Consider the following 26,033-nt stretch of genomic DNA (forward strand, 5'->3'; position numbering starts at 1 on the left):
AACGGCCTGTCCCTTTTAACCGGGGAGACAGGCCGTTTGTTTTTCAGCTTTCATTCTGAGTTTATAAAAATACGCCATCATTTCGTGTTCATGCTTGATGGACGGCTCCATTTTCAACAGGCGGCGCTGTCCCGTTCTTCTGTCGATCATTCCGAGCATTCTGACGAGGACTTGTTCAGATGACAGCGTTTGATCAATGCTGTTTGCAAAATATTCGTTAAGCGTATTTAAAAAAATATCCGTCCCCGTTTGCCTCTTGCAATGCTTCATCGTGAATCCGCCTGTTTACCAGCACATCTTCCACACCCCTCACTCTTTCGAATCGGGACTCTATTTCGGCCGTTTTATTTATCACTGCAAGCGTGCACATGCTGAATATATCTTTCCCGTCTACAGTAATAAAAGCCCTTCCCATTTGATCATGAGCTTTCCGATATGCCGTAACGTGAAAGTGCACCCGATTTTTTAGGGTCGCGCAGATCAGCTGATCCAACTGCTGTTTAGCTTTGCTCCATCTTCTTGCCAAACGGCCCTCCATGACACAAAAAAAGGCAGCTGCTGCTGTCCTTTTTGCTTATTTATCTTTCACCCGTTTAATTGGAATATCTTTCAAAAGCTCCATGATGACATGGCCGCCCATGATTAAACCGGCGACAGACGGAACAAATGCATTTGATGACGGCGGCATCTGCGCTTTGCGGATTTTCGCCTCATCATTCCCGACGACTTTGCGCACATCTTCACGGATGACGATTGGGCTTTCGTCAGAAAAAACGACTTTAATGCCCTTTGTAATGCCTTCTTTTCGCAGCCTTGTCCGAATCACTTTTGCAATCGGATCTGTATGCGTTTTGGAAATATCGGCGACTTGAAATCTCGTCGGGTCCGTCTTATTAGCGGCACCCATGCTTGATATGATCTTGATGTTCCGCTTAAGGCACTCCTTCATCAAATGAATCTTATAATGAATCGTGTCTGAGGCGTCAATCACATAATCCGGTTCATAAGCAAAAAACTGCTCATACGTTTCTTCCGTATAAAACATCTTCAAGGCGATGCATTCACATTCCGGATTAATATCCGCAATCCGCGCTTTCATTAGATCGACCTTCGGCTGGCCGACCGTTGAAAGCAAAGCCGGAAGCTGGCGGTTTACATTCGTTATGTCAACATCGTCTTTATCGACCATCACGATTCTACCGACTCCTGAACGGGCGAGCGCTTCCGCTGCGAACGAACCGACCCCGCCGATTCCCAGAACGGCAACCGTGCTGTTTTTTAAAATATTCAATCCTTCTTTACCAATCGCTAATTCATTACGTGAAAACTGATGTAACAAGAATCTCACTCCATCTTTATATACAGTCACCGATAGTATCTTATCATAATCGGGGGATTAAACAAGCTGTTTCTGTTTGATTTTCATTCATATTTTTTGTTTGGCCTCATAGAGTATCCTAAGTATGGCCTAAAACCGTCCGATACTTCCACTCCGTTTCAAAGACGCAAAAAAAGTCCCGATTGTGCCGTTGTCGTATTCCTTCGTTTTGATCCCGCTCTCGGCAGGTGGGTGTTCTGTTCCAAACTTTGCAAGTCCTCCACGCTTCGGAATGAAAAGAGGCATTTACTCCGTTTGAAAACAACGAACTCCCAAGTAAAAAAATGTTCGGTCAAAACTAGGTGTACAACAAACACATCAGGACTTTATTTGTTAAAAATAATATCATACGTCCCTTTGATTTTCAATGGGATGTACAGCCGTATATTTTACAATTTACTGTCGAACTTTGCGTTTAACTGCAAGGTGCAGCTCTTCAAGCTGGGCGCTGTCCACTTCACTTGGAGCTTCCATCAACAGACAGCTTGCACTCGCCGTTTTCGGGAAGGCGATCGTATCTCTTAGGTTGGTGCGGCCGCTGAGAAGCATGACAAGCCGGTCGAGTCCGAGGGCGATTCCTCCGTGCGGCGGAGCCCCGTATTCAAACGCCTCAAGCAAGAAGCCGAACTGCTCTTGCGCCTCTTCCTCGTTTAAACCGAGAAGCGCAAACATTTTTTCCTGAACGTCTTTTTCAAAAATACGGATCGATCCGCCGCCAAGCTCATAGCCGTTTAAGACAAGGTCATAGGCCTGCGCTTTCATTTTTTCAGGTTTCGTTTCAATCAGATCAAGATCTTCTCTGACAGGCATTGTGAACGGATGGTGCGCAGCATAGAAACGCCCTTCTTCAGCATCGTACTCGAGCAGCGGCCAATCGATGACCCATAAAAAGTTGAACAGGCTTTCATCGATTAGATTCAATTCTTTGCCGAGCTTTAAGCGCAGCGCCCCAAGAGCATCGTTCGCAACCTCAAGCCGGTCAGCCACAAAAAGCAGCAAATCCCCGTCACGGGCGTCAAGCGCTTTGACAAGCGCTTCCTGCTTCCCATCTTGGAAAAACTTCGCGATCGGACCTTTAAGACCGTCCGCTTCAGTTTTCAGCCAAGCAAGCCCTTTCGCGCCATAGTTCGCGGCAAACTCGCCGAGCGCATCGATATCCTTGCGCGAATATTCTGCAGCCGCTCCTTTTACATTAATCGCTTTAACCGCGCCCCCGTTTGCCACGGCTGACGCAAACACTTTAAAATCGGAATCCTTCACAACTTCCGACACATCGGTCAACAGCATCCCAAAGCGTGTGTCCGGTTTGTCAGAGCCGTAAAGGTTCATCGCATCTTCGTAAGACATCCGCGGCAGCGGCAGTGAAATTTCAATTCCCTGTGTTTCACGGAGCACCCGGGCCATCATCTCTTCAGCCAGCTTCATGATGTCTTCCTGACTCATAAACGACATTTCAATATCGATCTGCGTAAATTCCGGCTGGCGGTCCGCCCGTAAATCTTCGTCCCTGAAGCAGCGGGCAATTTGATAGTAGCGGTCAATGCCGGACACCATCAAGAGCTGCTTGAATAGCTGGGGAGACTGCGGCAGAGCATAAAATTCCCCTTCATGAACGCGGCTCGGTACGAGATAATCGCGCGCTCCTTCAGGCGTTTTTTTGGTCAATACAGGTGTTTCGATATCGAGAAATCCATTGTCATCCAAAAAGCGGCGGACGGATTTCGTGACGTTATGCCGCATCTCCAGTGTGCTGAACATCGCCGGACGGCGCAGGTCGAGATAGCGGTACTTCAGACGCAGATCTTCAGACACTTCAGAAGCCTGGTCGCTGATCGCAAAAGGAGGCGTTTTGGCCGCGCTCAGCACGGTTACTGACTCCACATGAATTTCGATTTTCCCGGTTTTCAGATTCTGGTTGACTGTGCCTTCTTCACGAGCAACGACTTTGCCGGTGATATCGAGCACGTATTCGCTGCGGATCGTTTCAGCCGTTTCCAGCGCCTCTTTGGAAAGATCGGGATTAAAGACAACCTGGACGATGCCGGATCGGTCTCTTAAATCGATAAAAATCAAACCTCCGAGGTCGCGTCTTTTTTGAACCCATCCTTTTAATACGACGGTTTCTCCAATCGCCTTCTCTGTAATTTCGCCACAATAATACGTTCGTCCAAACAAAGCGTTCCTCTCCTTTACCTTTCAGTATGTGCTTTCATATAACGGATAAATTCATCAAGCTTGACTTCCTGCTGCTCTCCCGTTTCCGCGTCTTTGACATTGATTTTATTCTGGCTCAGTTCATCATCACCTAAAATCGCAATATACTTGGCATTGAGACGGTCGGCGGCTTTAAACTGGCCTTTCATTTTTTTACATTCATAATCGATTTCAGCGGAAAGTCCTTCTTCCCTCAGCTTGTAGAGCAGGGACACGGAAAAGTCCTTAGCCTTTTCGCCCAGCGTCACAATATAGCAGTCGATTCCTTGATCAATGGCAAGCTTCACATTTTCGGCGTCAAGCGCTGCGAGCAGACGTTCAATGCTCATCGCAAAGCCGATGCCAGGCGCTTTCGGTCCGCCGATTTCCTCGGTTAGGCCGTCATACCGCCCGCCGCCCGCCAGCGTCGTAATGGCGCCGAAGCCTTCCGCATCACTCATGATTTCGAAAGCCGTATGGTTGTAGTAGTCAAGCCCTCTGACAAGATTCGGATCAACTTCAAACGAAATTCCAATGTCTGTTAAGTACTGCTGCACTTTTGAAAAATATGCTTTAGACTCTTCATTTAAATACTCAAGAATGGAAGGAGCAGATTTCAGCAGCTCATGGTCTCTGTCCTTTTTGCAGTCCAAAATCCTGAGCGGGTTTTGCTGAAGCCGTTTTTGGCAGTCTCCGCAAAACTCATCAATCCTCGGTTCAAAGTGGCGGATCAGCGCCTCTCTGTGCGCAGCTCTGCTCGTTTTGTCGCCAAGACTGTTAATGACAAGCTTTATATTTTTCAACCCCGCTTTTCGATATACGCTCATCGCCAGCGCAATGACTTCCGCATCAATCGCCGGATCGCTTGAACCGATCGCTTCGATGCCGAATTGGTAGAATTGGCGGTAGCGCCCGGTCTGGGGCCGTTCATATCGGAACATTGGGCCGATATAATAAAGCTTTGTCGGCTGGATTGGGTTTGCGAACAATTTGTTTTCAACAAAAGAGCGTACGGCAGAAGCCGTGCCTTCGGGACGGAGCGTCAGGCTTCTCCCTTTTTTATCAGCAAAGGTATACATTTCTTTTTGGACGATATCCGTCGACTCTCCTACACCCCGGGAGAATAATTCCGTATGTTCAAAAATCGGCGTTCTGATTTCTTGATAGTGATATGCATGACATGTCTCTCTCGCAATGTTTTCGACATATTGCCAGCGCTCTGATTCACCGGGGAGAATATCCTGGGTTCCCCTTGGAATATTAAATGCCATTTGTAAAGCCTCCTCATTTTCATACCATTTTCTCATCTGAAAAATAGAAAAAACCCCCGATCCTACTATAAAACCAATAGTAGGGACGAGAGTTATACCCGTGGTGCCACCCTAGTTGAAACTTTGACAAGTTCCCGCTTTCACACCTTTAACGCAGGTTACGTCCTCCGCCTAATCACTCGGAAACAGAGCTTTCAGCGGGAAACCTTCGGAGTGTTCATTCGGATAAGATACCGTGCAGACCGCTTTCAGCCCAGGGCGGTTCCTCTCTATTCACGTACTCTTACCTACTATTCTCCATCTTCAGTTCAAACTCATATGTACACTAATTTATATTATAATACGAGGGTTACGTTTTCATGTCAACCCTAATTGCGATTGTTTTTATTCTTCATTGACTCTTTTGATGTGAGGCCGAGTTCTGTCGCTGTTTCTTCGAGGTAGCCGATGTGCTCTGGGTCAGAATGGTCTTTAAGGTGCAAATTCGCTTCTTGTTCGTGAATCGCCTTACCCATACTTTTATTATACCTCATATTTCAACATCCTTTTGAATGATTTTTTATATAGTATGAACAAATCATTTTGATTTTATTAAAAAAACAACAAGGAATATACGATATAAAGGAAGAAGTATTGTTCTCAAGTTTTTTCAAGAGAGGAGGAGATGAAAAATCAGCATGAAGAAAAACGCAATCTTGATATTATCGATGATCCTCATCGCTCAAGCAGCCTTTTATACATCATCAAATACAGCTTCTGCAGCCATAGGGGAAGCCGTAGTCGCCACCGACACAATCAATGTCAGAAGCGGCCCCGGACTGAGCCACGGAATTGTCAGCGTCATCAAGCGGGATGAAACCTATCCGATTCTCGGGGAAAAAGGGGATTGGGTTCAAATCCAGCTGGGCGGCGGACAAAAAGGCTGGGTTGTGTCCTGGCTCATTAAGAAAAATGATCAAATCTCCGGTGGATCTCAATCTTCCGGATCTGCCAACGGACAAGTGACTTCAGCCGCAACAGACTTGAGAATCAGAAAAGGGCCGGGCACTTCATATGGAGTCAGCGGTACATTCCCTAAAGGCGAACAGGCTTCTATCCTAAAGACTGATGGTAACTGGATCAAGATTTCCTATCAAAACACAACCGGCTGGGTTCATTCCGATTACGTCACGGGCGGGGCTTCCGGTAAGACAGCGGCTAAATCATCTTCAAACAGCACGTCTGCCAAGACTGGAGCCGTCGGCGTATCGACCCTCAATGTCAGAAGTTCAGCTTCCCACCAAGCGAGAATCATCGCTTCGCTCAACCGAAATACAACCGTGACGATTTTAAACGAACAGCACGGATGGTATGAAATCGAGTTCAACGGACAAAAAGGCTGGGTCGCAAGCCACTATATTGTGTCGAATAATGAACAAAAAGCCGAATCCAAGGAAACCGGCAGCCGGTCAGGCTCAGGCCGGGAAGTGACCATTGTTTACGATGGCACGAATCTCAGAAGCGAGCCTTCGACTTCATCGCCGATCGTCAAACGCGCACAGAAAGGCGAATCTTATTCAATCAGCCGAACAAAAGGCGATTGGTATGAAATTGCGCTGTCCAATGGCCAATCGGCATACATCGCAAGCTGGGTCGTTCAAACGTCTGCATCATCCGGCACGGATGAATCAAGCAGTTCAGAACCGCCTTTATCAAAGCCGTCCGGTTCGAGCGGTTCGATCAAAAACAAAACGGTTGTCATTGATGCCGGACATGGCGGACATGACAGCGGAACAATCGGCACACAGGGAACGCTTGAAAAAAGGCTGACCATTAAAACAGCTAGACTGCTCGCGGCAAAATTGAAAGCAGACGGAGTCAACGTTTATATGACCCGGAATGACGATTCTTTCGTCAGCTTGCAGTCGCGTGTTGCGACCTCCCATTATCGCAATGCCGACGCTTTTATCAGCATTCACTATGATAGTTTTGCAAATGCCTCTGTCAGAGGGAATACGGCCTATTATTACAGTCCGTCCAAAGACAGGGAGCTTGCCGCAGATGTCCAGTCCGAAATCGAAAAGCAGTCGCCTCTGCCAAGCCGCGGCGTTTTATTTGGGGATTATTTTGTACTGAGGGAAAACAACCGGCCTGCCGCGCTGTTTGAACTCGGATACTTAAGCCATCCCCAGGAAGAAGCGGTCGTAAGCACGAATGCTTATCGCGAAAGAGTGACTGATGGAATCAGAAGCGGACTTGAGAACTATTTCAAATAAAAAAAGCTGCCTTTTCAGGCAGCTTTTTTTATGCTTTTGAATCCATGATAAAGGTGACCGGGCCGGAATTGGTCAATTTGACATCCATCATTTCCCCAAACCTGCCCGTTTCGACAGACACGCCTTTTGCGCGAAGAAGGCCGTTCCATTCTTCATACAATTGAAGCGCCATATCCGGTTTGGCCGCTTTTGTAAAATTCGGCCGGCGCCCCTTTTTTGTATCTCCATACAACGTGAATTGAGAGACCGACAAAACAGAGCCCCCCACATCCAATAGTGAAAGATTCATTTTTTCGCCTTCGTCTTCAAAAATACGGAGGTTGACGAGCTTTTCCGCCAAATATGCGGCATCTTCGCTCGTATCCTCATGGGTCACGCCGACAAGGACCATCAAGCCGAGGCCGATTTCGCCGACAATTTCGCCGCCGACTGAGACGCTTGCATCTGTGACGCGCTGAACAACTAATTTCATGACGCTTTCCCCCTAATTCATCACCCTGCGTACTGAATAAATATCTCTGATTTGCTTAATCCGTTCGACTACTTTGTGCAAATGATTGATATTTTGGATGAAAATGGCCATATGGATGGTGGCCACTTTGTTGCGGTCCGATTTTCCGGAGACGGATGAAATATTCGTTTTCGTTTCATTGACTGCTTGAAGCACTTCATTGAGCAAGCCGCGGCGATCATAGCCCAATATTTCAATTTCGACATTATATTCTTTTCTCCGCTGCGTTTGCGGCTCATGCTCCCATTCCACCGGAATCAGCCGGTCCAGCGCTTCACTTGTCAAAACATTCGGGCAGTCCTCGCGGTGAACGGATACACCCCGGCCTTTTGTAATGAAACCAACAATCGGATCGCCAGGGACGGGGTTGCAGCATTTTGAAAGGCGGATGAGAAGGTTTTCAACGCCTTTCACCCGAACGCCGGCTTCCCGTCTTTTACCTTGGTACGGCTTCGTTTCAGCCGTGACTTCCTGAATGGTTTTCACCTGTTCTTCCTGATCCCGCATTTTCCGTTCTTTTTCCGTCAGCCGGTTGGCGACCTGAGCCGCTGTAATGCCGTTATAGCCGACGGCCGCATACATGTCTTCTTCATTAGAGAAGTTAAACTTATCGGCCACTTTTTGCAGATTCTCGGGAGTCAGCACGTCTTTCACATCAAAATCGAGATTTTTAATCTCTTTTTCGACAAGCTCCCGGCCTTTTTCAACGTTCTCTTCCCTGCGCTGCTTTTTGAAGAACTGGCGGATCTTATGCTTCGCCTGGGACGTCTGTGCCAGGTTGATCCAGTCCTGGCTCGGACCGTATGAATGCTTGGACGTCAAAATTTCAACAATATCTCCTGTGCGCAGCTTATAGTCAAGGGTGACCATCTTGCCGTTCACCTTGGCGCCGATTGTTTTATTGCCGATTTCCGAATGAATCCTGTATGAAAAATCGATCGGTACTGAACCTGACGGAAGCTCGATCACGTCCCCTTTTGGCGTGAAGACGAACACCATATCAGAAAACAAATCGATTTTAAGGGATTCCATAAACTCTTCGGCATCGCTTGATTCATTTTGAAATTCCAAAATCTCGCGGAACCAGGACAGTTTTTTCTCAAAGCTTGCGTCCTCATTGACGCTCTTGCCCTCTTTATACGCCCAGTGAGCCGCAATCCCGTATTCAGCGATCTCATGCATTTCAAACGTCCTGATCTGGACTTCAAGCGGATCACCTTTCGGACCGATGACAGTCGTATGAAGAGACTGATACATGTTCGGCTTCGGCATTGCGATATAATCCTTGAACCTGCCGGGCATCGGCTTCCAGCACGTATGAATAATCCCGAGCACAGCATAGCAGTCCTTAATGCTGTTGACTAAGATGCGCACGGCGAGCAAGTCATAGATTTCGTTGAACTGCTTATTTTGCATCGCCATTTTTCTGTATATGCTGTATATATGCTTTGGACGCCCTGAGAAATCAGCTTTAATATTGACCTCTTCAACGCGGTTTTTTACTTCATTTACGACTTCTTGAACGTATAATTCCCTTTCGGCCCGCTTTTTCTTCATTAAATTGACAATCCGGTAATACTGCTGCGGATTTAAATACCGTAAAGCGGTGTCCTCAAGCTCCCATTTTATTTTGGAAATCCCAAGGCGATGTGCCAGCGGAGCGAAAATTTCCAGCGTCTCATTCGAGATTCTCCGCTGTTTTTCCTGCGGCAAATGCTTCAGCGTCCTCATATTGTGAAGGCGGTCAGCCAGTTTGATCAATATGACGCGGATGTCCTGAGCCATAGCCACAAACATTTTCCGATGATTCTCCGCCTGCTGTTCTTCCTGTGATTTATATTTAATTTTCCCCAGCTTCGTGACGCCGTCGACAAGCATAGCGACTTCTTCGTTAAACGCTTCTTTTAAATCTTCAAGCGTGACGCTTGTATCTTCAACAACATCGTGGAGAAACCCTCCCGCTATCGTTGCAGGGTCCATTTCCAAATCGACCAGAATACCCGCCACCTGGATCGGATGGATAATGTACGGCTCACCCGATTTGCGGTATTGTTCGCGATGTGCGTCTTCCGCATACTGGTAAGCTTTTTTTATAAAAGCAACATGTTCATCGGAAAGGTAAGCTTTCGCCTTTTCAATGACTTGCTCAGCAGTTAATACTTGTTCGTTCGCCATGGAATCACCTTTTTTATAATTGAAAAACTGTATTGTAATTATTATCAAGAAAAATGTCACAGATGTAAAGAGAAGAAACTGAAAAGAACACAACGGCATACAACATTTTTTTTAATAGGAAAAAAAGCACCCGCGTTTATGAGTGCTTTTTATAGTATAAAATTTGTTTAGTATTGCATCAAGGTTAAAATATCATATCCGTCAAGTTTGCTTCTGCCTTCAAGATATGTCAGCTCAATCAAGAAAGCGATTCCGGCAACAACACCGCCGAGCTCTTCAACAAGCTTGATCGTCGCTTCAATTGTTCCCCCTGTTGCCAGAAGGTCGTCTGTGATCAAGACGCGCTGCCCCGGCAAAATGGCATCTTTATGGATCGTCAGTACATCTTTTCCATATTCCAAACCATAGTCGACTTTAATCACTTCACGGGGAAGTTTCCCTTCTTTGCGGACAGGCGCAAATCCTACGCCGAGAGCGTATGCGACAGGGCAGCCGATGATAAAGCCGCGTGCTTCCGGTCCGACGACGAGATCAATTTGCTTTTCTTTCGCATAAGTCACAATTTGATCAGTCGCGTAGCGATAGACTTCTCCTTTATCCATTAATGTTGTAATATCTTTAAATTGTACGCCTTCCTTCGGGTAATCCGGTACAATCGTTACATATTTCTTCAAATCCATCTGTTTCATGTCCTCCTCATACTTTCGTAAGCTTCAGAACTCTCATCCATCCGCTTACTCAGCCACTGTTTAAGCTCATCCGCCGAAGAATATAAAAGCTTTTGCTCCAATTCAATCAGGCGCTGTTTTTTCCGGTAGGTTTCAGAATCTGTCAAATCCCGTTTTGCGGCACCATACACAACAGATAAAACACCATTCTCTATTGTAACAAAACCGAGCTCAAAAAACACCTTTGTCATAAAATCAATTGTGTCTTTTGTCCAGCCCTTATGCTTGGCCAGCTCTGCGCCGTATTTGACCAAGTCGAAGGAACCTCTCTTCAGAAGAAAAGCATAGTACCATTTAAAATAGTCCCTTGTCGGGAAAGTTGAGAAAAAGTGGTCATCCGTTTGAGTGAAAATTAAATAAATCCGCTCAAGCCGCTTTCCGTTTATTACATGGTCGAATATGTCAATCGACTGCGGCGTATCAATGAAAACCGCATAGCGATTATGTAGATCGATTCGAACTGCATCTTCTTCCCCGCGAATCAGAATCAGCTCATCCCGAAGACCGGTACCCGCCAGTTTTGCTCTGGATTCCTCTCGAAAACAAATGAATACGCGTTTTTCCGGGTCCAGTTTCAGGATTTGTTCTTCCCATGTCCGCTTTCCTCTAAAATCAAACAGCTGCCATTCTTTCACAGCCGCATCTTTTATCATCAGCTGCGGTTTTTTTCTGTTGTTCCATTCATTGATCGACAATTCGCCCACAAGAGAAATCTTTGCTCCGGGAACGACGCTCTCTTCGATTTCGCCTTTATAAAAGCCGATGCAGTCCAGCTTCGCCTGACCGTCGGCCAGCATGAGCTTCAGATGATTCTGATTGGCGCCGATTTTTCTCGCTTCCTCAATTTCGACGTCTTCGACAAGCACAAACGGCTTTGGATTTCCCGTGCCAAATGGAGCCAGCATGTTCATTTCGGCAATGCTGTCAACCGTTATATCCTCCAATCGGCAGCAAAGATCAACCTCCTGTACGGGAATGAAATCTTCCTCTGTTAACACAGCTTCGGCCTGCCTGTTGATTCTTTCTCTTAAGGCGCCGACGTCATCCTGATTCAGCGTCATCCCGGCAGCCATCGGATGGCCGCCGAAGTGGGGAAGGATATCCCGGCATTCTGAAAGGTTTTGAAACAGGTCAAAGCCTTTGATGCTTCGTGCTGATCCTTTGGCGATCCCTTTTTCTTCATCAATTCCAAGCACGATGGCCGGCCGGTAAAACCGTTCGACAAGCTTGGAAGCGACGATTCCGACCACTCCGGGGTTCCAGCCGGGCCGGGCGGCAACGATCACAGGCTGGTCAAGCCCCTGCTCCTCTATCATTTCAACCGCTTCCTCTGTGATCTGGTTGACGATTTTTTGGCGCTCTTTATTCAGGCTGTTGATTTCCTCGGCCAGCTCGATCGCTTCTGTTTCGTCCTCAGTATTCAACAGATGAACGGCCGGGTCAGCCTGGTCAATCCTGCCGACTGCATTAATGCGTGGAGCAATTTGAAAACCGATCGTTTCTTCATTCGCGTTTTGAATCTCCGCACCCGCTATCTTGGTCAGCGCGATTAAACCAGGACGCTTTGTTTTCCTGAACTGCGCCATTCCAAGCTTGGCGATGTGCCTGTTTTCATCATGAAGAGGTACGAGATCGGCAATCGTACCGATGGCGCATAAGTCGAGCAGCTCCTCTGGAACGTCCCCGCTAAGGGCATGGGCAAGCTTAAAAGCCACCCCGACTCCCGCCAGTTCTTTAAAAGGGTAGCTGCAGCCGGGCTGCTTCGGATGGATGATCGCATACGCGTCAGGCAATACCGGACCGGGCTCGTGGTGGTCTGTAATAATCAGATCGATGCCGAGCTCCTTGGCGACATCTGCTTCATGTACGCCGGCAATCCCAGTATCCACAGTGATGATCAACGAATATCCCTGATCTTTTATTTGACGGAATGCCGCTTCATTAGGGCCGTAGCCTTCTTTAAAACGGTCGGGTATATAGAAATCGACTTGTGCTGAAAATTTTTTTAAAGTCTGCAAAAGAACGGTCGTGCTTGTCACACCGTCCGCATCATAATCACCATAAATCATGATATGTTCATGTTCTGAAATAGCCTGTTCGATTCGCCGAACTGCTTTTTCCATATCTTTAAGCAGATATGGGTCATGAAAACCGACATCCTTGCCGTGCAAAAACGAAGCTGCTTGATCAGCTGTATCGCAGCCTCTCATGACAAGCAATGAGGCGGCAAGGGGAGTGATACCCAATTGTCCGGAGAGCGACTCCACCTTTTCTTTGTCGGGTGTTTGCACATCCCAACGCATTTTTGACGCTAACATAAATTCACCCCTCAACCACCCTATTATACTAGAGTGAGCTGAGGGGATTCAATTTATTTTGATCCATTCATTCAGATGGATCAGGCGATCCCGGCAGGTTTGTCTCTGCTTCCGGTTTTTTTGCCCGCTCTTCTTTTCTAAGCGCCCTGACTTCTTTCTTCAGCCTCATCACCTGAAAGGCGCCGGCAGAGCCGATGATGAGCGCCCCCATCAGCACAGAAGCCAAAATCACGAGAATCAGAGGCCATTCAGCTGTTCCGAAAAGAAAATCGACCTTTACAGGCTCTACATTGATGACCGCGAAAATAGCGACGATCAGTGTAAATATAAGTGCGGCAATTAATGTCCATTGTTTGTTCATCATATGTCACCTCAATTCACGTAGCTGTCAAACATTTTTTCCCGTCATGCTCCAATTCTAAACAAAAAAGCATTCCATAGAAAGAGGAAGAAAAAAAGATTTGCGCGGCTCCCGCGAAAAAGGACACCGGCAAAAAGAGAACGCTTTCAATCGTTTCCTTCTTTTGCCGTCAGCTTTTCCCTGATCAGGCGGCTCAGCTCTTTTCTTTCACCGGACATCACAAGGGTATCTCCTTCATTGACCACCGTTTCTGAGTCAGGGGTCATCATGTTGTTGTCATGGCCTGTTTTGGCGACTGCTATGACGGTAACGCCATAGTTTTCGCCAATTCCGATGCTTCCGATCGATTGCCGGGCGGCCGATGCCCCCGTTTCTATTGTAAACCACTCGATCGCCAGCTCATCAATGGCAGCCTCGACATATTCCTGCGCCTTTGGCTTATATGCCACTCCGCCGAGAATCGCTGATATTTGCCTTGCTTCATCATCATCAAAACGAACGGCTGAGACATATTCCTCTTCATCATCTTCATTAAAATGATACAGCTCTCTCATTCCGTCATCATGAAGAACGATGGTTATCTTTTCAGCGCTGCGCGTGAACATTTCAACCTTTCTGCCGATGCCCGGAAGCTCAGACTCGCGCATTCTCATAAAAGTCCACCTCATCCTCTTCAATCTTTTTTACACACACATCATTGAAGTCCAGTCATTATAGCAAAAGTCAATTTTAAGATCAATGAGACATAGAAAAGACTGCCCGGCGAAGGGGCAGTCCTGATGTATTATACTTCTTCCGGTTTTTGTTTAGGCTTTTTAAATTCGCGGCCCTTCCACACAAGCCAGATTTGGGCTGCGATGTAAAGCGATGAATATACGCCGCTTAAAAGACCGACCAAGAGCGCAACGGAGAAGTTCGTGATTGACGCTGCGCCAAAAATGAGAAGCGCAATGACAACGATGACGACGGTCAGCACCGTATTAATCGAACGCGTGAACGTCTGCTGCAAGCTTAGGTTCACAATATGCGACAAGTCGCTGAAGTTTTTCGGTTTGCGCTTTTTCACGTGCTCTCTGATTCTGTCAAATGTAACGATCGTATCATTGATCGAATAACCGATGATCGTCAGCACTGCGGCAATGAAGGTAATATCCACCTCTAGCCTTGTCAGGCTGAAGACGGCAATGATGAAAAACGCGTCATACAGCAAGGAGGCGATGGCCGCAATCGCCATTTTGTATTCGAAGCGGATTGAGACGTACAAAATAATCCCGATGGACGCGACGATCACCGCATACAGCGCGTTTCTCGCCAGCTCCTTCCCGACAGTCGGCGACACGGTGCTTACATTCGGTTCGCTTCCGTATTTGTCTTTAAAATAGTCTTTCACTTCGGCAATTTTTTTCTGATTCGGAACTCCGACAAACCTTGCGACACCATGATTATCCTTTTCTCCTGAAAGGAGAATCGAATCCGGTGCCAGCCCGACCTGTTCAAAATCCTTTTCAAGCTGCTCGGTTGACAGTTTGTGGTCGCTTTGCACTTCAATTCTTGAACCGCTTGAGAAATCAATGCCGAGGTTCAGCCTGAACATTAGCAGGACGACAAGACCCGCTGCCAAGAGAATGCCCGAAAATGCGAAAAACCATTTGCGTTTGCTGACAAAATCCCATTTATCAAACCGCGTCGGCGGCTCTGTATGTTCATTTGTTTTGCTGATATCCAAAATGTCTTTTTTGCGAACGCCGAACCAGCCTTTTTTCCTGTCGAGCCAGCGGCTTTCCACAAGAAGTCCGAGCAAAAACCTCGATAGAAATACAGCCGTTATAAAGCTTGTCAAAATCGAAAGAATTAGCATTATCGCAAACCCTCTGACAGAGCTCGTACCAAAGATGAACAGAACGATTCCGGCAATTATCGTTGTAATATTCGCGTCAAAAATCGTCGCAAACGATCTTCTGTTACCGGACCTGAAAGCCGAACGAACCGATTTTCCGAGCTTGATCTCTTCTTTTATCCGTTCATAGGTAATGATATTGGCGTCGACAGCCATACCTACACCGAGGATAAGCGCAGCGATCCCCGGAAGCGTCAGAACGGCATTCATCCAGTCAAAGATCTGCAGGGTAATATAAATGTAGACTGACAGTGTAACGATCGCAATAAAACCAGGCAGGCGGTAATAAAATAACATGAACAAGAAAATAATAGCGATACCGACGATTCCCGCAAACACCGTATCATGCAAAGCCTGCTCGCCGAACTGCGCACCGACTGATGTCGAGTACTTTTCGACCAATTTGACAGGAAGTGCTCCGGCATTCAAAATGTTTGCCATGTCCTTGGCTTCCTGAACCGTGAAATTCCCTTCGATCATAACGTCAGAGGTATTGAGCACCTGGCTGACGTTTGGCGCGGAAATGTATTTGTGATCCGCTTTTTTTGACTCCCTTTGATAGGAATCGCCTTTTTTGTAATCAAGCCAGATGACCAGCTGGTTATTCGGTTTCATATCAAGGACTTTCTTCGTCACTTCTCCGAATTTATCCGCATCCTTGAGCTTGATCGTAACGATCGGTTCATTCGTATCCGGCTTAAATGCCTGCTTAGCGCCGTTTTCCACGAGGTCTGCTCCGTTCAGAAGCTCCCTGTCATTCGTGTCCCTGAAAGAAAGCTGCGCCTGTGTGGACAAAATTTCGCGCGCCCTGTTCTGATTGTGTACGCCAGCCAGCTGAACCCTGATCCGGTTGTTTCCTTCAATTTGGATGTTCGGTTCGCTTACGCCGAGAACGTTCGCCCTTCTGTTTAGCGCCTCAACCGTGCTGACGAGGACATCCTTGTTGATTTTATCGCCTTTTTTGGCAGGGTGAACCTCATACAAAACCTCAAAGCCGCCTTGAAGGTCAAGGCCTAGGCTGATGTTTTCGGCAGCCGGCTTCGTCAAAATTCCAAGTCCCGTACCGATCAATAGAACGGTAAGGAAAAACGCAATCAAGCGTCCTTTTTTCATTATGTATTTCCTCCTTAAATCAACCCAAAAAATCGACGGTTACTTCAGCAGCTCATCGAGCATATCCTGCCCTTCTTTGCTGTCGAGTAAATTAGACGTTTTAAACGATTCTACGGTTGCATAGTTCATAAATTCGCCAATTTTCACAGATAAAATGTCAGCGGCCAGCTGATGAATTTGGACATTTTTCCGATTCTTCCATTTCTTATTCAATAAGTATGACCATAATTCCTCTATTTCAATATCATCATAGCCGAGGATCATAAACTCTTCCAGCTTGCTTTTAAGAAAGGGTTTTAAATGGTCCTTATACATATCAGCCGGATGTTTGTCCATGCTAAGCCACGCTCCTTTCAGATTTTTTCAGAGAGACTTGTCATGCTTGGACGATGTATGCGCATATCTTATTGTATATGATTACAGGTTGTTTGAGAAGGCAGGGGACTTTAGAAATGACCAAGCAGACGTTTTTAAAAGGAACGCTCATTTTAATAGCGGCGGGTTTGATGACGAGAGTGCTCGGCTTTATCAACCGGATTGTCATCGCAAGATTCATCGGCGAGGAAGGCGTCGGTCTTTATATGATGGCGGCTCCGACTTTTTTCCTCGCGGTGACCATTACCCAATTCGGCCTTCCCGTCGCTATCAGCAAGCTCGTGGCAGAGGCCGAAGCCAGGGGCGATCACCGGAAAATGAAGCAGATTTTGGTGATATCGCTCGCGGTTACGGGCGGGCTCAGCATGCTCATCACCCCGGTGTTTCTCATGTATGCGCCGCTGATGGCCGATACGCTTTTTACGGACGAAAGAACGCTTTACCCGCTTTTGGCGGTCACGCCGGTCGTCCCTATCATCGCCGTTTCGAGCGTGCTGCGGGGCTATTTTCAAGGAAAGCAAAATATGCGGCCGCTGGCTGTTTCACAAGTGCTTGAGCAAATTGTCCGCATCTCGCTCGTCGCCGTCTGTACCACGGCGTTTCTGCCGCTCGGAATCGAGTATGCGGCGGCCGGGGCAATGCTGTCTTCCGTATTTGGCGAACTCGCCTCCCTTGTTTATTTGTTTATCGCTTTTAAATACAAAAAGAAAATCCGCATACGGAAACGTTTTTTTCAATCGTTAAAAACGGGGCGGCGTACGTTTTTTGAGCTGATGAGCGTCTCGCTTCCGACGACAGGCAGCCGGTTTATCGGCAACCTCTCCTGGTTCTTTGAACCGATTGTCGTCGCCCAGAGCCTCGCCATCGCCGGCATCGCCGCTTCAGCCGCAACACGCCAGTACGGCGAGCTGACCGGGTTTGCCATGACGCTTCTCACCCTTCCAAGCTTCATTACCTATTCTTTATCAACAGCGCTTGTTCCTGCCATCAGCGAAGGAATTGAGCAGAGGAAGATACAAGTCGTCGAATACAGGCTCGAACAGGCGATGAGGCTTTGCCTTTTAAGCGGAGGCATTTCGGCTGTGATTTTGTTTTCCTACGCGGATGAGCTTGTCAGCGTGATGTACGGATCGTCAAATGCCGCCATCTATGTCAAGGTCATGGCTCCATTCTTTTTATTTTATTATTTCCAAGGACCTCTGCAGGCGGTTTTGCAGGCCTTAAACCTGGCCGGCGCGGCCATGATGAACAGCCTGGTCGGAGCGGTTGTAAAAACGGGGCTGATTTTCGCGCTTGCTTCAAGACCTTCGCTCGGCATCATGGGGGCGGCGCTGGCCATCGTCACCGGAATGATCCTCGTCACACTGCTGCATGCGGCGACCGTCAGCAAAGTGCTCCCCATCAGCATCAATCTGAGGGAATATATGATGTCCTTTGCTGTCATTTTCATATCCGGCTGGATAAGCTTTTGGATGAAGCGGCACCTTTTTCTTGATCAGGCTGAACCGATGCGCCTAGTCTTCTGCGTCTTGCTTACGGGCTGCCTGTACATGGTTCTATTGATCGCGTTCAGACTTATTAAAAAAGAGGAAATCCAGCGCTTTCCTCTGTTCGGCCGCTGGATTTCGTAATTTTGACTATGATTTGTATTCATCTTTTATATCAACAAAAAAAGAGCCTTTATGATACGTGCAGAAAGAAATCTTGGAAAGGCTGGGATACCCCTTTTTTTCAAGCATTTGTTCAAGCCATTTTTGATCTTTTCCGATTCGCTGCAGGTGTTCTTCCTGAATGGTTCCGTCAATGATCAACGGCAGTTCGATCTGATGATTTGTATGATCTTTTGTAAAAACGGAAAGCTCTCCTGTCGGCTCCAAAATCGCATACGATACATCAGCAATCCGTTCAATGTTTTTTTCCCTCAGCTGTGTCAGCAGGTCGTCAAAGTTGTAGCGCTGGGTTCTCATTGCATGTTCGTCGACTTTTCCGCGGTCTATAATAATGGTCGGCTTTCCATCGAGGATTTGGCGGATTTTTTGGTTCTTCAACGATAAATACGCAAAAATAACTTGAATCAAGGTCAAAACAAGAATCGGCACGATCGTTTTGAAAATATGGTCATTAACATTTTCAATAGCCAGAACCGCGATTTCGGCCATCATGATAAACACGACGAGATCCAGTATGCTTAACTCTCCGATTTCCCTCTTTCCCATTAAACGAAACAGGACAAAGATGAGAACATACAAAAAGACCGTCCGAAACACCAGAGTGAGAATTTCCTCCAAAACGGCCGCCTCCTTCTTCTGAATATATCTGTCATAGCCTTTGTTAAAATCATGCTTTTATGTACAAAAAGCATGGAAGGGCTTAGTCTATTTCCTGGTATGCCGGAATACATTTAAAAAGACGAGCCCATCCATTTTCAGAAAGGAGGAATGTGATGAACGAGCCAAAACAAGTCGGCAAAGGAATCCTGTACAGCTTGGTCGTCATCTTTGCCCTCATGTTTGCAGGAAGCCTGCTGGTGTCTCTTTTATTAACGATGACATCATTATCAGAAAGCTCATTCAACTGGTTCATTACCGCCATATCTTTTATCACCCTGTTCATCGGCGGATTTATTTCGGGAGGAAAAGCAAAGGAAAAGGGATGGCTGATCGGGGGGCTGACAGCCCTGTGTTTCTCGCTTACCGTGCTTCTGTTTCAATATCTCGGCTTCGGTGAAGCCTTCAACCTCAAACAGGTGCTGTACCACGCCGGATTTATGGGCGTCAGCATGCTGGGCGGGGTATTCGGGGTCAATCTCCAGGGAGGCCGCGCCTAATAGAATCTGCCAAACAAAAAAGAAGGGAGCGGAAAAATCCGCTCCCTTCTTTTCGCTTATGTATAAGCTTTTCGTCACTATTCGGCTGACGCCTCTCTAATTGCGCGGCGGTCGAATGTCAAACGGGTATTATCACCGGTTTTGATCACAACTTTGTTTTCGTCAAGCGAATCGACGATACCGTGCAAGCCGCCGATCGTTACGACCTTATCTCCTTTTTTCAGCTCCTCCTGCATTTGGCGGACAGCTTTCTGCTGCTTTTGCTGCGGACGGATCAACAGGAAATAAAGAACCGCAAACATTAAAATAATCGGAAGTAATGTTCCAAGCATCTCCATTATTTTTTCACCCCTTTCAAATGGTTTGAATCGCTTTCTTCGTTTATGTGTCAGAAACTTTTAGCATTCGGTTTATTAAACCCATAGCGCTCAAAAAACTCTTCCCGGAAATCACCTAAACGATCTTCACGAATGGCCTCTCTGACTTGCCCCATTAATTTTAACAGAAAATAAAGATTATGATAAGAAGTTAGGCGAATTCCAAACGTTTCATTGCAGCGGATCAAATGTCTGATATACGCCCGTGAATAGTTGCGGCACGTATAGCAGTCGCAATGTTCGTCAATTGGCCTGAAATCCCTTTCATACTTGGCATTTTTGACGACGAGACGCCCTTCGCTTGTCATGAGCGTTCCGTTGCGCGCGATTCTGGTCGGCAGCACGCAGTCAAACATGTCCACTCCGCGGATCGCACCGTCAATGAGGGAATCAGGCGAGCCCACTCCCATCAAATACCGAGGTTTATCCGCAGGAAGCAAAGGCATCGTAAATTCCAGTACCCTGTTCATCACGTCCTTCGGTTCACCCACAGATAGTCCACCTATAGCATATCCCGGGAAATCCAGTGAAATCAAGTCTTTTGCGCTTTGTTTTCGCAAATCTTCATATTCGCCGCCCTGCACGATTCCGAACAGCCCCTGTTCATCAGGGCGTTTATGGGCGGCAAGGCATCTCTCTGCCCAGCGGCTCGTCCGTTCAACAGATTTTTTCATATAATCGTACTCCGCAGGATAAGGAGGGCACTCGTCAAAAGCCATCATGATATCAGATCCGAGAGCGTTTTGAATATCCATCGCCTTCTCTGGAGATAAAAACAATTTGTCCCCATTTAAATGATTGCGGAAATGAACGCCTTCCTCTTCAATCTTGCGGAATTCGCTCAAAGAAAATACCTGGAAGCCTCCCGAATCGGTCAAAATCGCGCGATCCCAATTCATAAACTTGTGAAGGCCGCCCGCTTCTTTGACGATCTCGTGGCCCGGTCTGAGCCAAAGGTGGTACGTATTGCTCAAAATAATGCCGGCGCCCATTTCTTTCAGCTCTTCAGGCGCCATTGTCTTGACCGTTGCGAGCGTTCCCACCGGCATAAACGCCGGGGTTTCGAATGAGCCGTGGGGTGTGTGCACTTTCCCCAGCCTTGCTCCTGTTTGTTTACATGCTTTTATGAACTCATAGCGTATCGGTTGCTGCGACAAAAGATGAGCCCTCCATTCGTTTTAAAAATTTATTGAATCAACATTGCATCTCCAAAACTGAAAAACCGGTATTCGTGTTCAACGGCGGTTCGATAGGCGGAAAGGATGTGCTCCCTTCCCGCAAGCGCGCTGACAAGCATGATAAGCGAGGATTTCGGCAGATGAAAGTTCGTAACCATCCCGTCTATCGCCTTGAACGTATAGCCCGGATAAATAAAAATAGACGTCCAGCCTCTCGCTTCCCTGAAACGGCCGTCATTCTCAGAAGCGATCGTTTCCAGGGTTCTCGTCGAAGTCGTGCCGACGGAAATGATCCGCCCCCCGCTATCTTTGACGCGGTTAAGAATCGCGGCCGTTTCTTCCGTCATTTCATAAAACTCGGCATGCATATCATGCTCTTCCACATGTTCCGCGCTGACAGGCCGGAATGTTCCGAGTCCGACATGAAGGGTGATAAATGCAATCTCCACGCCTTTTTGTTTGAGCGCTTCAAGTATTTCTTCCGTAAAATGCAGCCCGGCCGTAGGCGCAGCCGCTGATCCTTGTTTCTTGGAATATACCGTCTGGTAGCGCTCCTTATCATCGAGCTGTTCTTTGATATAAGGAGGCAGCGGCATTTCGCCGAGGGATTCAAGCACCTCGTAGAAAATCCCTTCATAGCGGAACTCGATTTTTCTTCCGCCGTGGTCGAGCTCTTCTGTGCAGACTGCTGTAAGACGTCCGTCACCGAACGTAAGAACGGTGCCCCGCTTCACCCGCTTGGCAGGTTTGACGAGCGTCTCCCAGATGTCGCCTTCCTCCTGTTTTAACAGGAGCACTTCGACCTTGGCACCTGTCTCTTCTTTAATGCCGAATAAGCGTGCAGGGAGAACCCGCGTATCGTTCAGCACGAGACAGTCGCCCGCCTGCATAAAATCAATGATGTGCTTAAAGGTGCTGTGGGTGATGTCCCCCGTTTGTTTATTAAGCACCATCAGCCGGGAAGCGTCCCGTTCTTTAAGCGGAACCTGGGCAATCAGACGCTCCGGCAGGTCAAAATCAAATAATTCTACTTTCATGTTTTTCACCTTATTCTATCTGTATACTTTGATCTTACTTCATCCGTCCGAAGATTGAGAACAGCACGGACAGGATGATACTGATGACAATACACGTGACAACCGGAAAGAAAAATGTCACATTCCCTTTTTTTACAAAAATGTCTCCCGGCAGTTTGCCGATGACTTGCATGAATAAACCGACGGCAAAAATGACAGCGCCTAAAAGCATCAGCATCTTTGGAAAGTCAGTCATGGCTTTGGAACCTCCATTTTAAAATGGCTGTAAACATCAGGGGTTACAATGCGTCCCCGCGGCGTCCTTTGAATAAAGCCGATCTGGAGAAGATAAGGCTCATACACATCTTCAATCGTATGGGATTCCTCGCCGATCGTGGCGGAAATCGTATCGATGCCGACGGGGCCGCCGCCAAATTTTTCAATCATGCCCAATAAAAGCTTACGGTCAATATGGTCGAGCCCGAGTCTGTCCACTTGAAGGCGCTCAAGCGCATCAACCGCTACCTCTTCCGTAATGGAGCTGTTGCCAAGCACCTGGGCAAAATCTCTGACCCGCCTTAAGAGTCTGTTGGCAATTCGCGGTGTGCCCCTTGACCGTCTTGCGATTTCCCGGGCGGAGAGCGGGTCAATATCAACTTCAAACAGCTCTGCCGTTCTGACGACGATGTTTGACAGCTCGTCCTGGTTATAATACTCAAGCCTTGACAAAACGCCAAACCTGTCTCTGAGCGGCGCCGTCAAAAGCCCTACTCTTGTAGTTGCGCCGACGAGCGTGAAAGGCGGAAGATCCAGCCTGACGGAGCGGGCTGACGGACCTTTTCCGATGACGATATCAAGGCAGAAATCTTCCATCGCCGGATACAGGACTTCTTCGATCGAGCGGTGCAGACGGTGGATTTCGTCAATAAATAATACGTCTCCCGGCTCAAGCGCCGTCAGAATCGCCGCCAAATCGCCGGGGCGTTCGATCGCGGGCCCCGATGTCGTGCGGATGTTTACACCCATTTCATTGGCGATGATTGCGGCAAGCGTCGTTTTCCCCAATCCGGGAGGGCCGTATAAGAGGACATGGTCCAATGTCTCCTCCCTCATTTTCGCAGCTTCGATGAAGATTCTGAGGTTATCTTTGACCTTTTCCTGGCCGATGTACTGAGCGAGCTTTTGCGGCCGCAAACTCTGCTCAATCGCTGATTCATGGTTGTCTAGTTCACTTGATACAAGCCGATCATCCATGAACATCACCTTACTTTAATAGTTTTTGCAGTGCTTTTTTGACATATTGATCCGTTGAGAGCGCCTCTTCTTTTTTCAAGTGAGGCAGCACTTTTTTAATTTCGCGGTCAGAGTAGCCGAGCGCGCTTAAAGCTTCAAGCGCTTCCTCGAGCGCGGTTGAAGCTTCATGCGCCTGCTCCCGCTCCTCATGGTTGAACAGGCTCGCCGCCATTGTTGGGACGGCATCCGCCAATTTTCCTTTCAAGTCGAGAATGATCTGTCTGGCTGTTTTTTTGCCCACACCGGGGAATTTGACCAGAAATGCTTCGTCCTCATTTTCAATCGCTTCAATAACCGCCCCGGGATCGCCGGAAGCAAGGATGGCAAGCGCTCCTTTCGGGCCGATTCCCGTCACATCAAGCAGTTTTGCAAACAGCATTCTTTCTTCCCTTGCCGAAAATCCGTACAGGGAAGACGCGTCTTCTTTTATGTAATGGTATGTATAAATTGTTTCTTTGCTTTTTTCTTTATAAATAAATGGATTCGGGGTAAAGACCTGGTATCCGATTCCGCCGTTTTCAATCACGATATACTGGGGCGATACATATTCAATGGTCCCCTTAACAAATTCGATCAACGTTCATTCACCTCTTTGACTGCTCTTCATTGTAACATAAAACAGGCAAAGCTAGAATGAAAAAGTTAACATATGTTCGCTCAGCAGCAAACGCACGTACCGATGATCAAATCTTTTTTACACTTAAAAAAAGACATAACTGCGTCATGTCTTCATATCCTTCAAATGATGCCGGTTTCCGGACGATTTTACTGCCTCAATGACATGTTCAAATTCCTTTTTCGTACGGTATGGAATGCCTTTCTTGAGATCATCGGCCATCCGGCTTTCAAGGCGTTTTATATCAATCTGGAAAAAGGATTGAATCGGTTCAGATAAAATTCCCGGGCGTCCGTGAAACGTCGAAATAACGCCGTCTTCCGTCACGCCGATATAGCCGTTTGTTTTGCTGAGAGGAGAGATGTCATCGACCTGCTTGCGAAACAACATGAAATTCTTTTTATGATCAATAAGCTGCCATCCTTTGTAAGCGACTTTGAAATCCTCCACTTTGCCAATGGTGACTTCCCGGTTTTCAATTCCAACATCACCGTCCAAATACACTTTTTCAAACTGAATGTGAACTTTAGCCGGCTTTTTATCGGGGGCCGGTTCGGCTGCGGCAGCACTCTGCTGAAAGCTGAAAACGGCAGCCAGAGACAAGCTGCAAAGCAGTAAAAACCCGTTTTTCTTCCTCACTTTTCGGCTGTTCATCAATATCACCTTCTTTTTGCCTTCACGATTTTACTCATAGTGTGACCAACGCCGTTGGAAATTAACCATTTCCCGCAGTTTCTCATATGAAAATGCGCGAATGCCGCCGCCGGAGGCCGCAGTTTTTTGATGAGACAATCGCTTTACAATCCGTTTACAATTATTACTTTTTTTAGCGATTCATATTGTTTCAGGCATTTAGGATGCAAAATCGTCCAATCTCATGTATAAACAACATTATAGAGATTCTTTAAGAGCCCTTAAAAAGAAGGTGAACTCAGGCGTGACAAAGGCAAAAACTTATGCAGAAGCCGTTATATATAACACGAAAAAAAGATTTAACAAGCTTGTCAAAAAGCCCGATGAAATAGAACTCATCGGGAAAGGACGAAGCGCTTATGTGTTTAAGCTGACCGATCAGGGGAGGGAAATGGCGCTGAAGGTCTTTTTTCCCGAGTTTAGAAAAACCGCTGAAAAAGAAGCGGAAATATACAAAAAGCTGTCCGATTCTTCTTATTATCCCGATATTTATGAGACGGGACATTCGTATATTCTAATGGAATATATTCAAGGACATACATTTTATGAGTGTCTCAATAAAGGGATCCCCATTCAGGATGACATGATCAAGGAGGTGGACCGCGCGTTAAACGACGCGCGGCGCAGGGGGCTGAATCCGTCTGACATCCATCTGCGCAATCTGATACTGACGCCTTCCGGGCAAATAAAAGTCATCGATGTCGCCAGATTTTTGCAAACGAAAGAATGCACACAGTGGGATGACTTAAAAACAGCTTATCAAATTTTTTATAAAAAAAACGGATTCCCGCAAAAGCTCCCTAAATTATGGATGGAAATGATCTCTTTTCTTTATAAAAGAAGCTGGCTGCAAAAACAATGGGCCGCCAGAAAAAACAAATTTCTTTCTTAAAAGCCGGAAGTCGAAGATAAAAACGCATTTTTTATGAAACCCCGCAGCCATTTGTGCCGTATACCTTTTGTGAAAGGAGAGGCGGGATTGCGAAAAAAGAAGAAAAACAAACAAAGTGATGACAAGTGGGATTTTTTCTCCTTTGTGGATCTGATTGAGCCTTTGTTTTATTTGCTGAGGTGGGCTGTCAGAGGGATTGTAAAAATCATCAACTAATCAAAAAACACTCGTGTGATGCGAGTGTTTTTTGATTCACTGGGCGATGATGAAAAGGACAAACGCCGCGATATAAAACAAAAATGCCCCGGCCATGAATCCCACCGGCCTTTTGGACAAGTCAAGCGCCCCTTTTAAGCCGTTATTTAACATCATATAAAAAAACGTTGCGAAAGCGGCTCCGAGCGCGAGCATTGAAATGATCAAGAAAATGAAAGCCATTTTACATCCTCTTTTTATCGGCAGATCGGCGTCAGTGACTTTACATGATTTTTCAATCGCCAGTAAAATTCTAAAAATAAACTTGAATACTTCACTCAATAAGAGCATGTCCATAAAAAAATCCCCTC

Annotated in this window: 27 protein-coding genes, 1 other RNA gene and 1 other annotated feature; of the genes, 5 read left to right on the top strand and 23 right to left on the bottom strand. The window is 46.9% G+C overall.

What is annotated here, in order from left to right; all coding sequences use genetic code 11:
• Positions 1 to 15: 15 nt before the first annotated feature.
• The 6 genes from R5H20_RS16380 to R5H20_RS16405 all read right to left on the bottom strand — a co-directional run bounded on the left by R5H20_RS16380 (position 16) and on the right by R5H20_RS16405 (position 5,375).
• The gene (locus tag R5H20_RS16380) at positions 16 to 270 is read right to left on the bottom strand and encodes an SF0329 family protein (RefSeq protein WP_051056674.1); all 255 of its coding nucleotides are present in this window, start codon (positions 268 to 270) and stop codon (positions 16 to 18) included.
• A gap of 304 nt (positions 271 to 574) precedes the next feature.
• Positions 575 to 1,339 carry a tRNA threonylcarbamoyladenosine dehydratase gene (locus R5H20_RS16385; protein WP_006637801.1) on the bottom strand — a complete coding sequence of 255 codons (765 nt, stop codon included), beginning with the start codon at positions 1,337 to 1,339 and terminating at the stop codon, positions 575 to 577.
• A gap of 171 nt (positions 1,340 to 1,510) precedes the next feature.
• A non-coding RNA gene (gene ssrS / locus R5H20_RS16390) (6S RNA) lies at positions 1,511 to 1,706 on the bottom strand.
• 68 nt (positions 1,707 to 1,774) lie between these two features.
• Complete coding sequence (gene aspS / locus R5H20_RS16395; RefSeq protein WP_006637802.1) at positions 1,775 to 3,553, bottom strand: aspartate--tRNA ligase; 1,779 nt, start codon at positions 3,551 to 3,553, stop codon at positions 1,775 to 1,777.
• 14 nt (positions 3,554 to 3,567) lie between these two features.
• Entirely contained in the window at positions 3,568 to 4,842 is a 1,275-nt protein-coding gene (gene hisS, locus R5H20_RS16400) for a histidine--tRNA ligase (RefSeq protein ID WP_006637803.1), read from the bottom strand.
• 78 nt (positions 4,843 to 4,920) lie between these two features.
• Positions 4,921 to 5,155, bottom strand: a binding site (T-box leader).
• A 55-nt stretch (positions 5,156 to 5,210) separates the two neighbouring features.
• The gene (locus R5H20_RS16405) at positions 5,211 to 5,375 is read right to left on the bottom strand and encodes a YrzK family protein (RefSeq protein ID WP_006637804.1); all 165 of its coding nucleotides are present in this window, start codon (positions 5,373 to 5,375) and stop codon (positions 5,211 to 5,213) included.
• Positions 5,376 to 5,519: 144 nt separating this feature from the next.
• Here R5H20_RS16405 and R5H20_RS16410 point away from each other — a divergent pair, with 144 nt between their 5' ends.
• Positions 5,520 to 7,097, top strand: a complete 1,578-nt coding sequence (locus R5H20_RS16410) for an N-acetylmuramoyl-L-alanine amidase family protein (RefSeq protein ID WP_006637805.1) — start codon at positions 5,520 to 5,522, stop codon at positions 7,095 to 7,097.
• Between the two features lie 28 nt (positions 7,098 to 7,125).
• On the opposite strand, the gene dtd is transcribed toward R5H20_RS16410, so the two are convergent.
• The 8 genes from dtd to R5H20_RS16450 all read right to left on the bottom strand — a co-directional run bounded on the left by dtd (position 7,126) and on the right by R5H20_RS16450 (position 16,536).
• Entirely contained in the window at positions 7,126 to 7,569 is a 444-nt protein-coding gene (dtd, locus tag R5H20_RS16415) for a D-aminoacyl-tRNA deacylase (RefSeq protein ID WP_006637806.1), read from the bottom strand.
• 12 nt (positions 7,570 to 7,581) lie between these two features.
• Complete coding sequence (locus tag R5H20_RS16420) at positions 7,582 to 9,783, bottom strand: RelA/SpoT family protein (protein ID WP_006637807.1); 2,202 nt, start codon at positions 9,781 to 9,783, stop codon at positions 7,582 to 7,584.
• Between the two features lie 167 nt (positions 9,784 to 9,950).
• Positions 9,951 to 10,463 carry an adenine phosphoribosyltransferase gene (locus R5H20_RS16425; RefSeq protein ID WP_006637808.1) on the bottom strand — a complete coding sequence of 171 codons (513 nt, stop codon included), beginning with the start codon at positions 10,461 to 10,463 and terminating at the stop codon, positions 9,951 to 9,953.
• A 5-nt stretch (positions 10,464 to 10,468) separates the two neighbouring features.
• Positions 10,469 to 12,829 (bottom strand): single-stranded-DNA-specific exonuclease RecJ, encoded by a 2,361-nt coding sequence (gene recJ, locus R5H20_RS16430; protein WP_006637809.1) that lies wholly within the window; start codon positions 12,827 to 12,829, stop codon positions 10,469 to 10,471.
• A 67-nt stretch (positions 12,830 to 12,896) separates the two neighbouring features.
• Positions 12,897 to 13,190 carry a LapA family protein gene (locus R5H20_RS16435; protein WP_006637810.1) on the bottom strand — a complete coding sequence of 98 codons (294 nt, stop codon included), beginning with the start codon at positions 13,188 to 13,190 and terminating at the stop codon, positions 12,897 to 12,899.
• A 146-nt stretch (positions 13,191 to 13,336) separates the two neighbouring features.
• Entirely contained in the window at positions 13,337 to 13,843 is a 507-nt protein-coding gene (locus R5H20_RS16440) for a cation:proton antiporter regulatory subunit (RefSeq protein WP_006637811.1), read from the bottom strand.
• A 131-nt stretch (positions 13,844 to 13,974) separates the two neighbouring features.
• A complete protein-coding gene (gene secDF / locus R5H20_RS16445; protein WP_006637812.1) occupies positions 13,975 to 16,200 on the bottom strand; it encodes a protein translocase subunit SecDF in 2,226 nt (741 codons plus the stop codon).
• 39 nt (positions 16,201 to 16,239) lie between these two features.
• Positions 16,240 to 16,536, bottom strand: a complete 297-nt coding sequence (locus R5H20_RS16450; protein ID WP_006637813.1) for a post-transcriptional regulator — start codon at positions 16,534 to 16,536, stop codon at positions 16,240 to 16,242.
• A gap of 116 nt (positions 16,537 to 16,652) precedes the next feature.
• Between R5H20_RS16450 and spoVB the strand changes: the two genes are divergently transcribed.
• Positions 16,653 to 18,206 carry a stage V sporulation protein B gene (spoVB, locus tag R5H20_RS16455; protein ID WP_006637814.1) on the top strand — a complete coding sequence of 518 codons (1,554 nt, stop codon included), beginning with the start codon at positions 16,653 to 16,655 and terminating at the stop codon, positions 18,204 to 18,206.
• 6 nt (positions 18,207 to 18,212) lie between these two features.
• Here the strand turns inward: spoVB and R5H20_RS16460 are convergent, their stop codons facing one another.
• The gene (locus R5H20_RS16460; RefSeq protein ID WP_006637815.1) at positions 18,213 to 18,863 is read right to left on the bottom strand and encodes a DUF421 domain-containing protein; all 651 of its coding nucleotides are present in this window, start codon (positions 18,861 to 18,863) and stop codon (positions 18,213 to 18,215) included.
• A 155-nt stretch (positions 18,864 to 19,018) separates the two neighbouring features.
• On the opposite strand from R5H20_RS16460, the gene R5H20_RS16465 reads away from it, so the two are divergent.
• Entirely contained in the window at positions 19,019 to 19,402 is a 384-nt protein-coding gene (locus R5H20_RS16465) for a TIGR04086 family membrane protein (RefSeq protein ID WP_006637816.1), read from the top strand.
• Between the two features lie 77 nt (positions 19,403 to 19,479).
• Here R5H20_RS16465 and yajC read toward each other — a convergent pair whose 3' ends face one another.
• From yajC to R5H20_RS16500, 7 genes are all read right to left on the bottom strand, one after another.
• The gene (gene yajC / locus R5H20_RS16470) at positions 19,480 to 19,743 is read right to left on the bottom strand and encodes a preprotein translocase subunit YajC (RefSeq protein WP_087962507.1); all 264 of its coding nucleotides are present in this window, start codon (positions 19,741 to 19,743) and stop codon (positions 19,480 to 19,482) included.
• 47 nt (positions 19,744 to 19,790) lie between these two features.
• Positions 19,791 to 20,936: a tRNA guanosine(34) transglycosylase Tgt gene (gene tgt / locus R5H20_RS16475; protein ID WP_006637818.1), complete on the bottom strand. Its 1,146-nt coding sequence runs from the start codon at positions 20,934 to 20,936 to the stop codon at positions 19,791 to 19,793.
• Positions 20,937 to 20,965: 29 nt separating this feature from the next.
• Complete coding sequence (gene queA, locus R5H20_RS16480; protein WP_006637819.1) at positions 20,966 to 21,994, bottom strand: tRNA preQ1(34) S-adenosylmethionine ribosyltransferase-isomerase QueA; 1,029 nt, start codon at positions 21,992 to 21,994, stop codon at positions 20,966 to 20,968.
• Between the two features lie 34 nt (positions 21,995 to 22,028).
• Complete coding sequence (locus tag R5H20_RS16485; protein WP_006637820.1) at positions 22,029 to 22,229, bottom strand: DUF2905 domain-containing protein; 201 nt, start codon at positions 22,227 to 22,229, stop codon at positions 22,029 to 22,031.
• Positions 22,226 to 23,227 carry a Holliday junction branch migration DNA helicase RuvB gene (gene ruvB, locus R5H20_RS16490; RefSeq protein ID WP_006637821.1) on the bottom strand — a complete coding sequence of 334 codons (1,002 nt, stop codon included), beginning with the start codon at positions 23,225 to 23,227 and terminating at the stop codon, positions 22,226 to 22,228. Before ruvB ends, R5H20_RS16485 begins: the two co-directional genes overlap by 4 nt.
• 10 nt (positions 23,228 to 23,237) lie before the next feature.
• The gene (gene ruvA / locus R5H20_RS16495; RefSeq protein ID WP_006637822.1) at positions 23,238 to 23,843 is read right to left on the bottom strand and encodes a Holliday junction branch migration protein RuvA; all 606 of its coding nucleotides are present in this window, start codon (positions 23,841 to 23,843) and stop codon (positions 23,238 to 23,240) included.
• Positions 23,844 to 23,987: 144 nt separating this feature from the next.
• Positions 23,988 to 24,536, bottom strand: coding sequence for a BofC C-terminal domain-containing protein (locus tag R5H20_RS16500; RefSeq protein WP_006637823.1), 549 nt, complete (start codon positions 24,534 to 24,536; stop codon positions 23,988 to 23,990).
• 223 nt (positions 24,537 to 24,759) lie between these two features.
• On the opposite strand from R5H20_RS16500, the gene R5H20_RS16505 reads away from it, so the two are divergent.
• Complete coding sequence (locus R5H20_RS16505) at positions 24,760 to 25,467, top strand: protein kinase domain-containing protein (protein ID WP_006637824.1); 708 nt, start codon at positions 24,760 to 24,762, stop codon at positions 25,465 to 25,467.
• Positions 25,468 to 25,554: 87 nt separating this feature from the next.
• The gene (locus R5H20_RS16510) at positions 25,555 to 25,683 is read left to right on the top strand and encodes a hypothetical protein (protein ID WP_255130738.1); all 129 of its coding nucleotides are present in this window, start codon (positions 25,555 to 25,557) and stop codon (positions 25,681 to 25,683) included.
• A 36-nt stretch (positions 25,684 to 25,719) separates the two neighbouring features.
• Here the strand turns inward: R5H20_RS16510 and R5H20_RS16515 are convergent, their stop codons facing one another.
• Positions 25,720 to 26,019, bottom strand: coding sequence for a hypothetical protein (locus R5H20_RS16515; protein ID WP_006637825.1), 300 nt, complete (start codon positions 26,017 to 26,019; stop codon positions 25,720 to 25,722).
• Positions 26,020 to 26,033 lie beyond the last annotated feature (14 nt).

Source organism: Bacillus sp. KICET-3, from assembly GCF_033261025.1.
Classification (GTDB): Bacteria; Bacillota; Bacilli; order Bacillales; family Bacillaceae; genus Bacillus; species Bacillus sonorensis.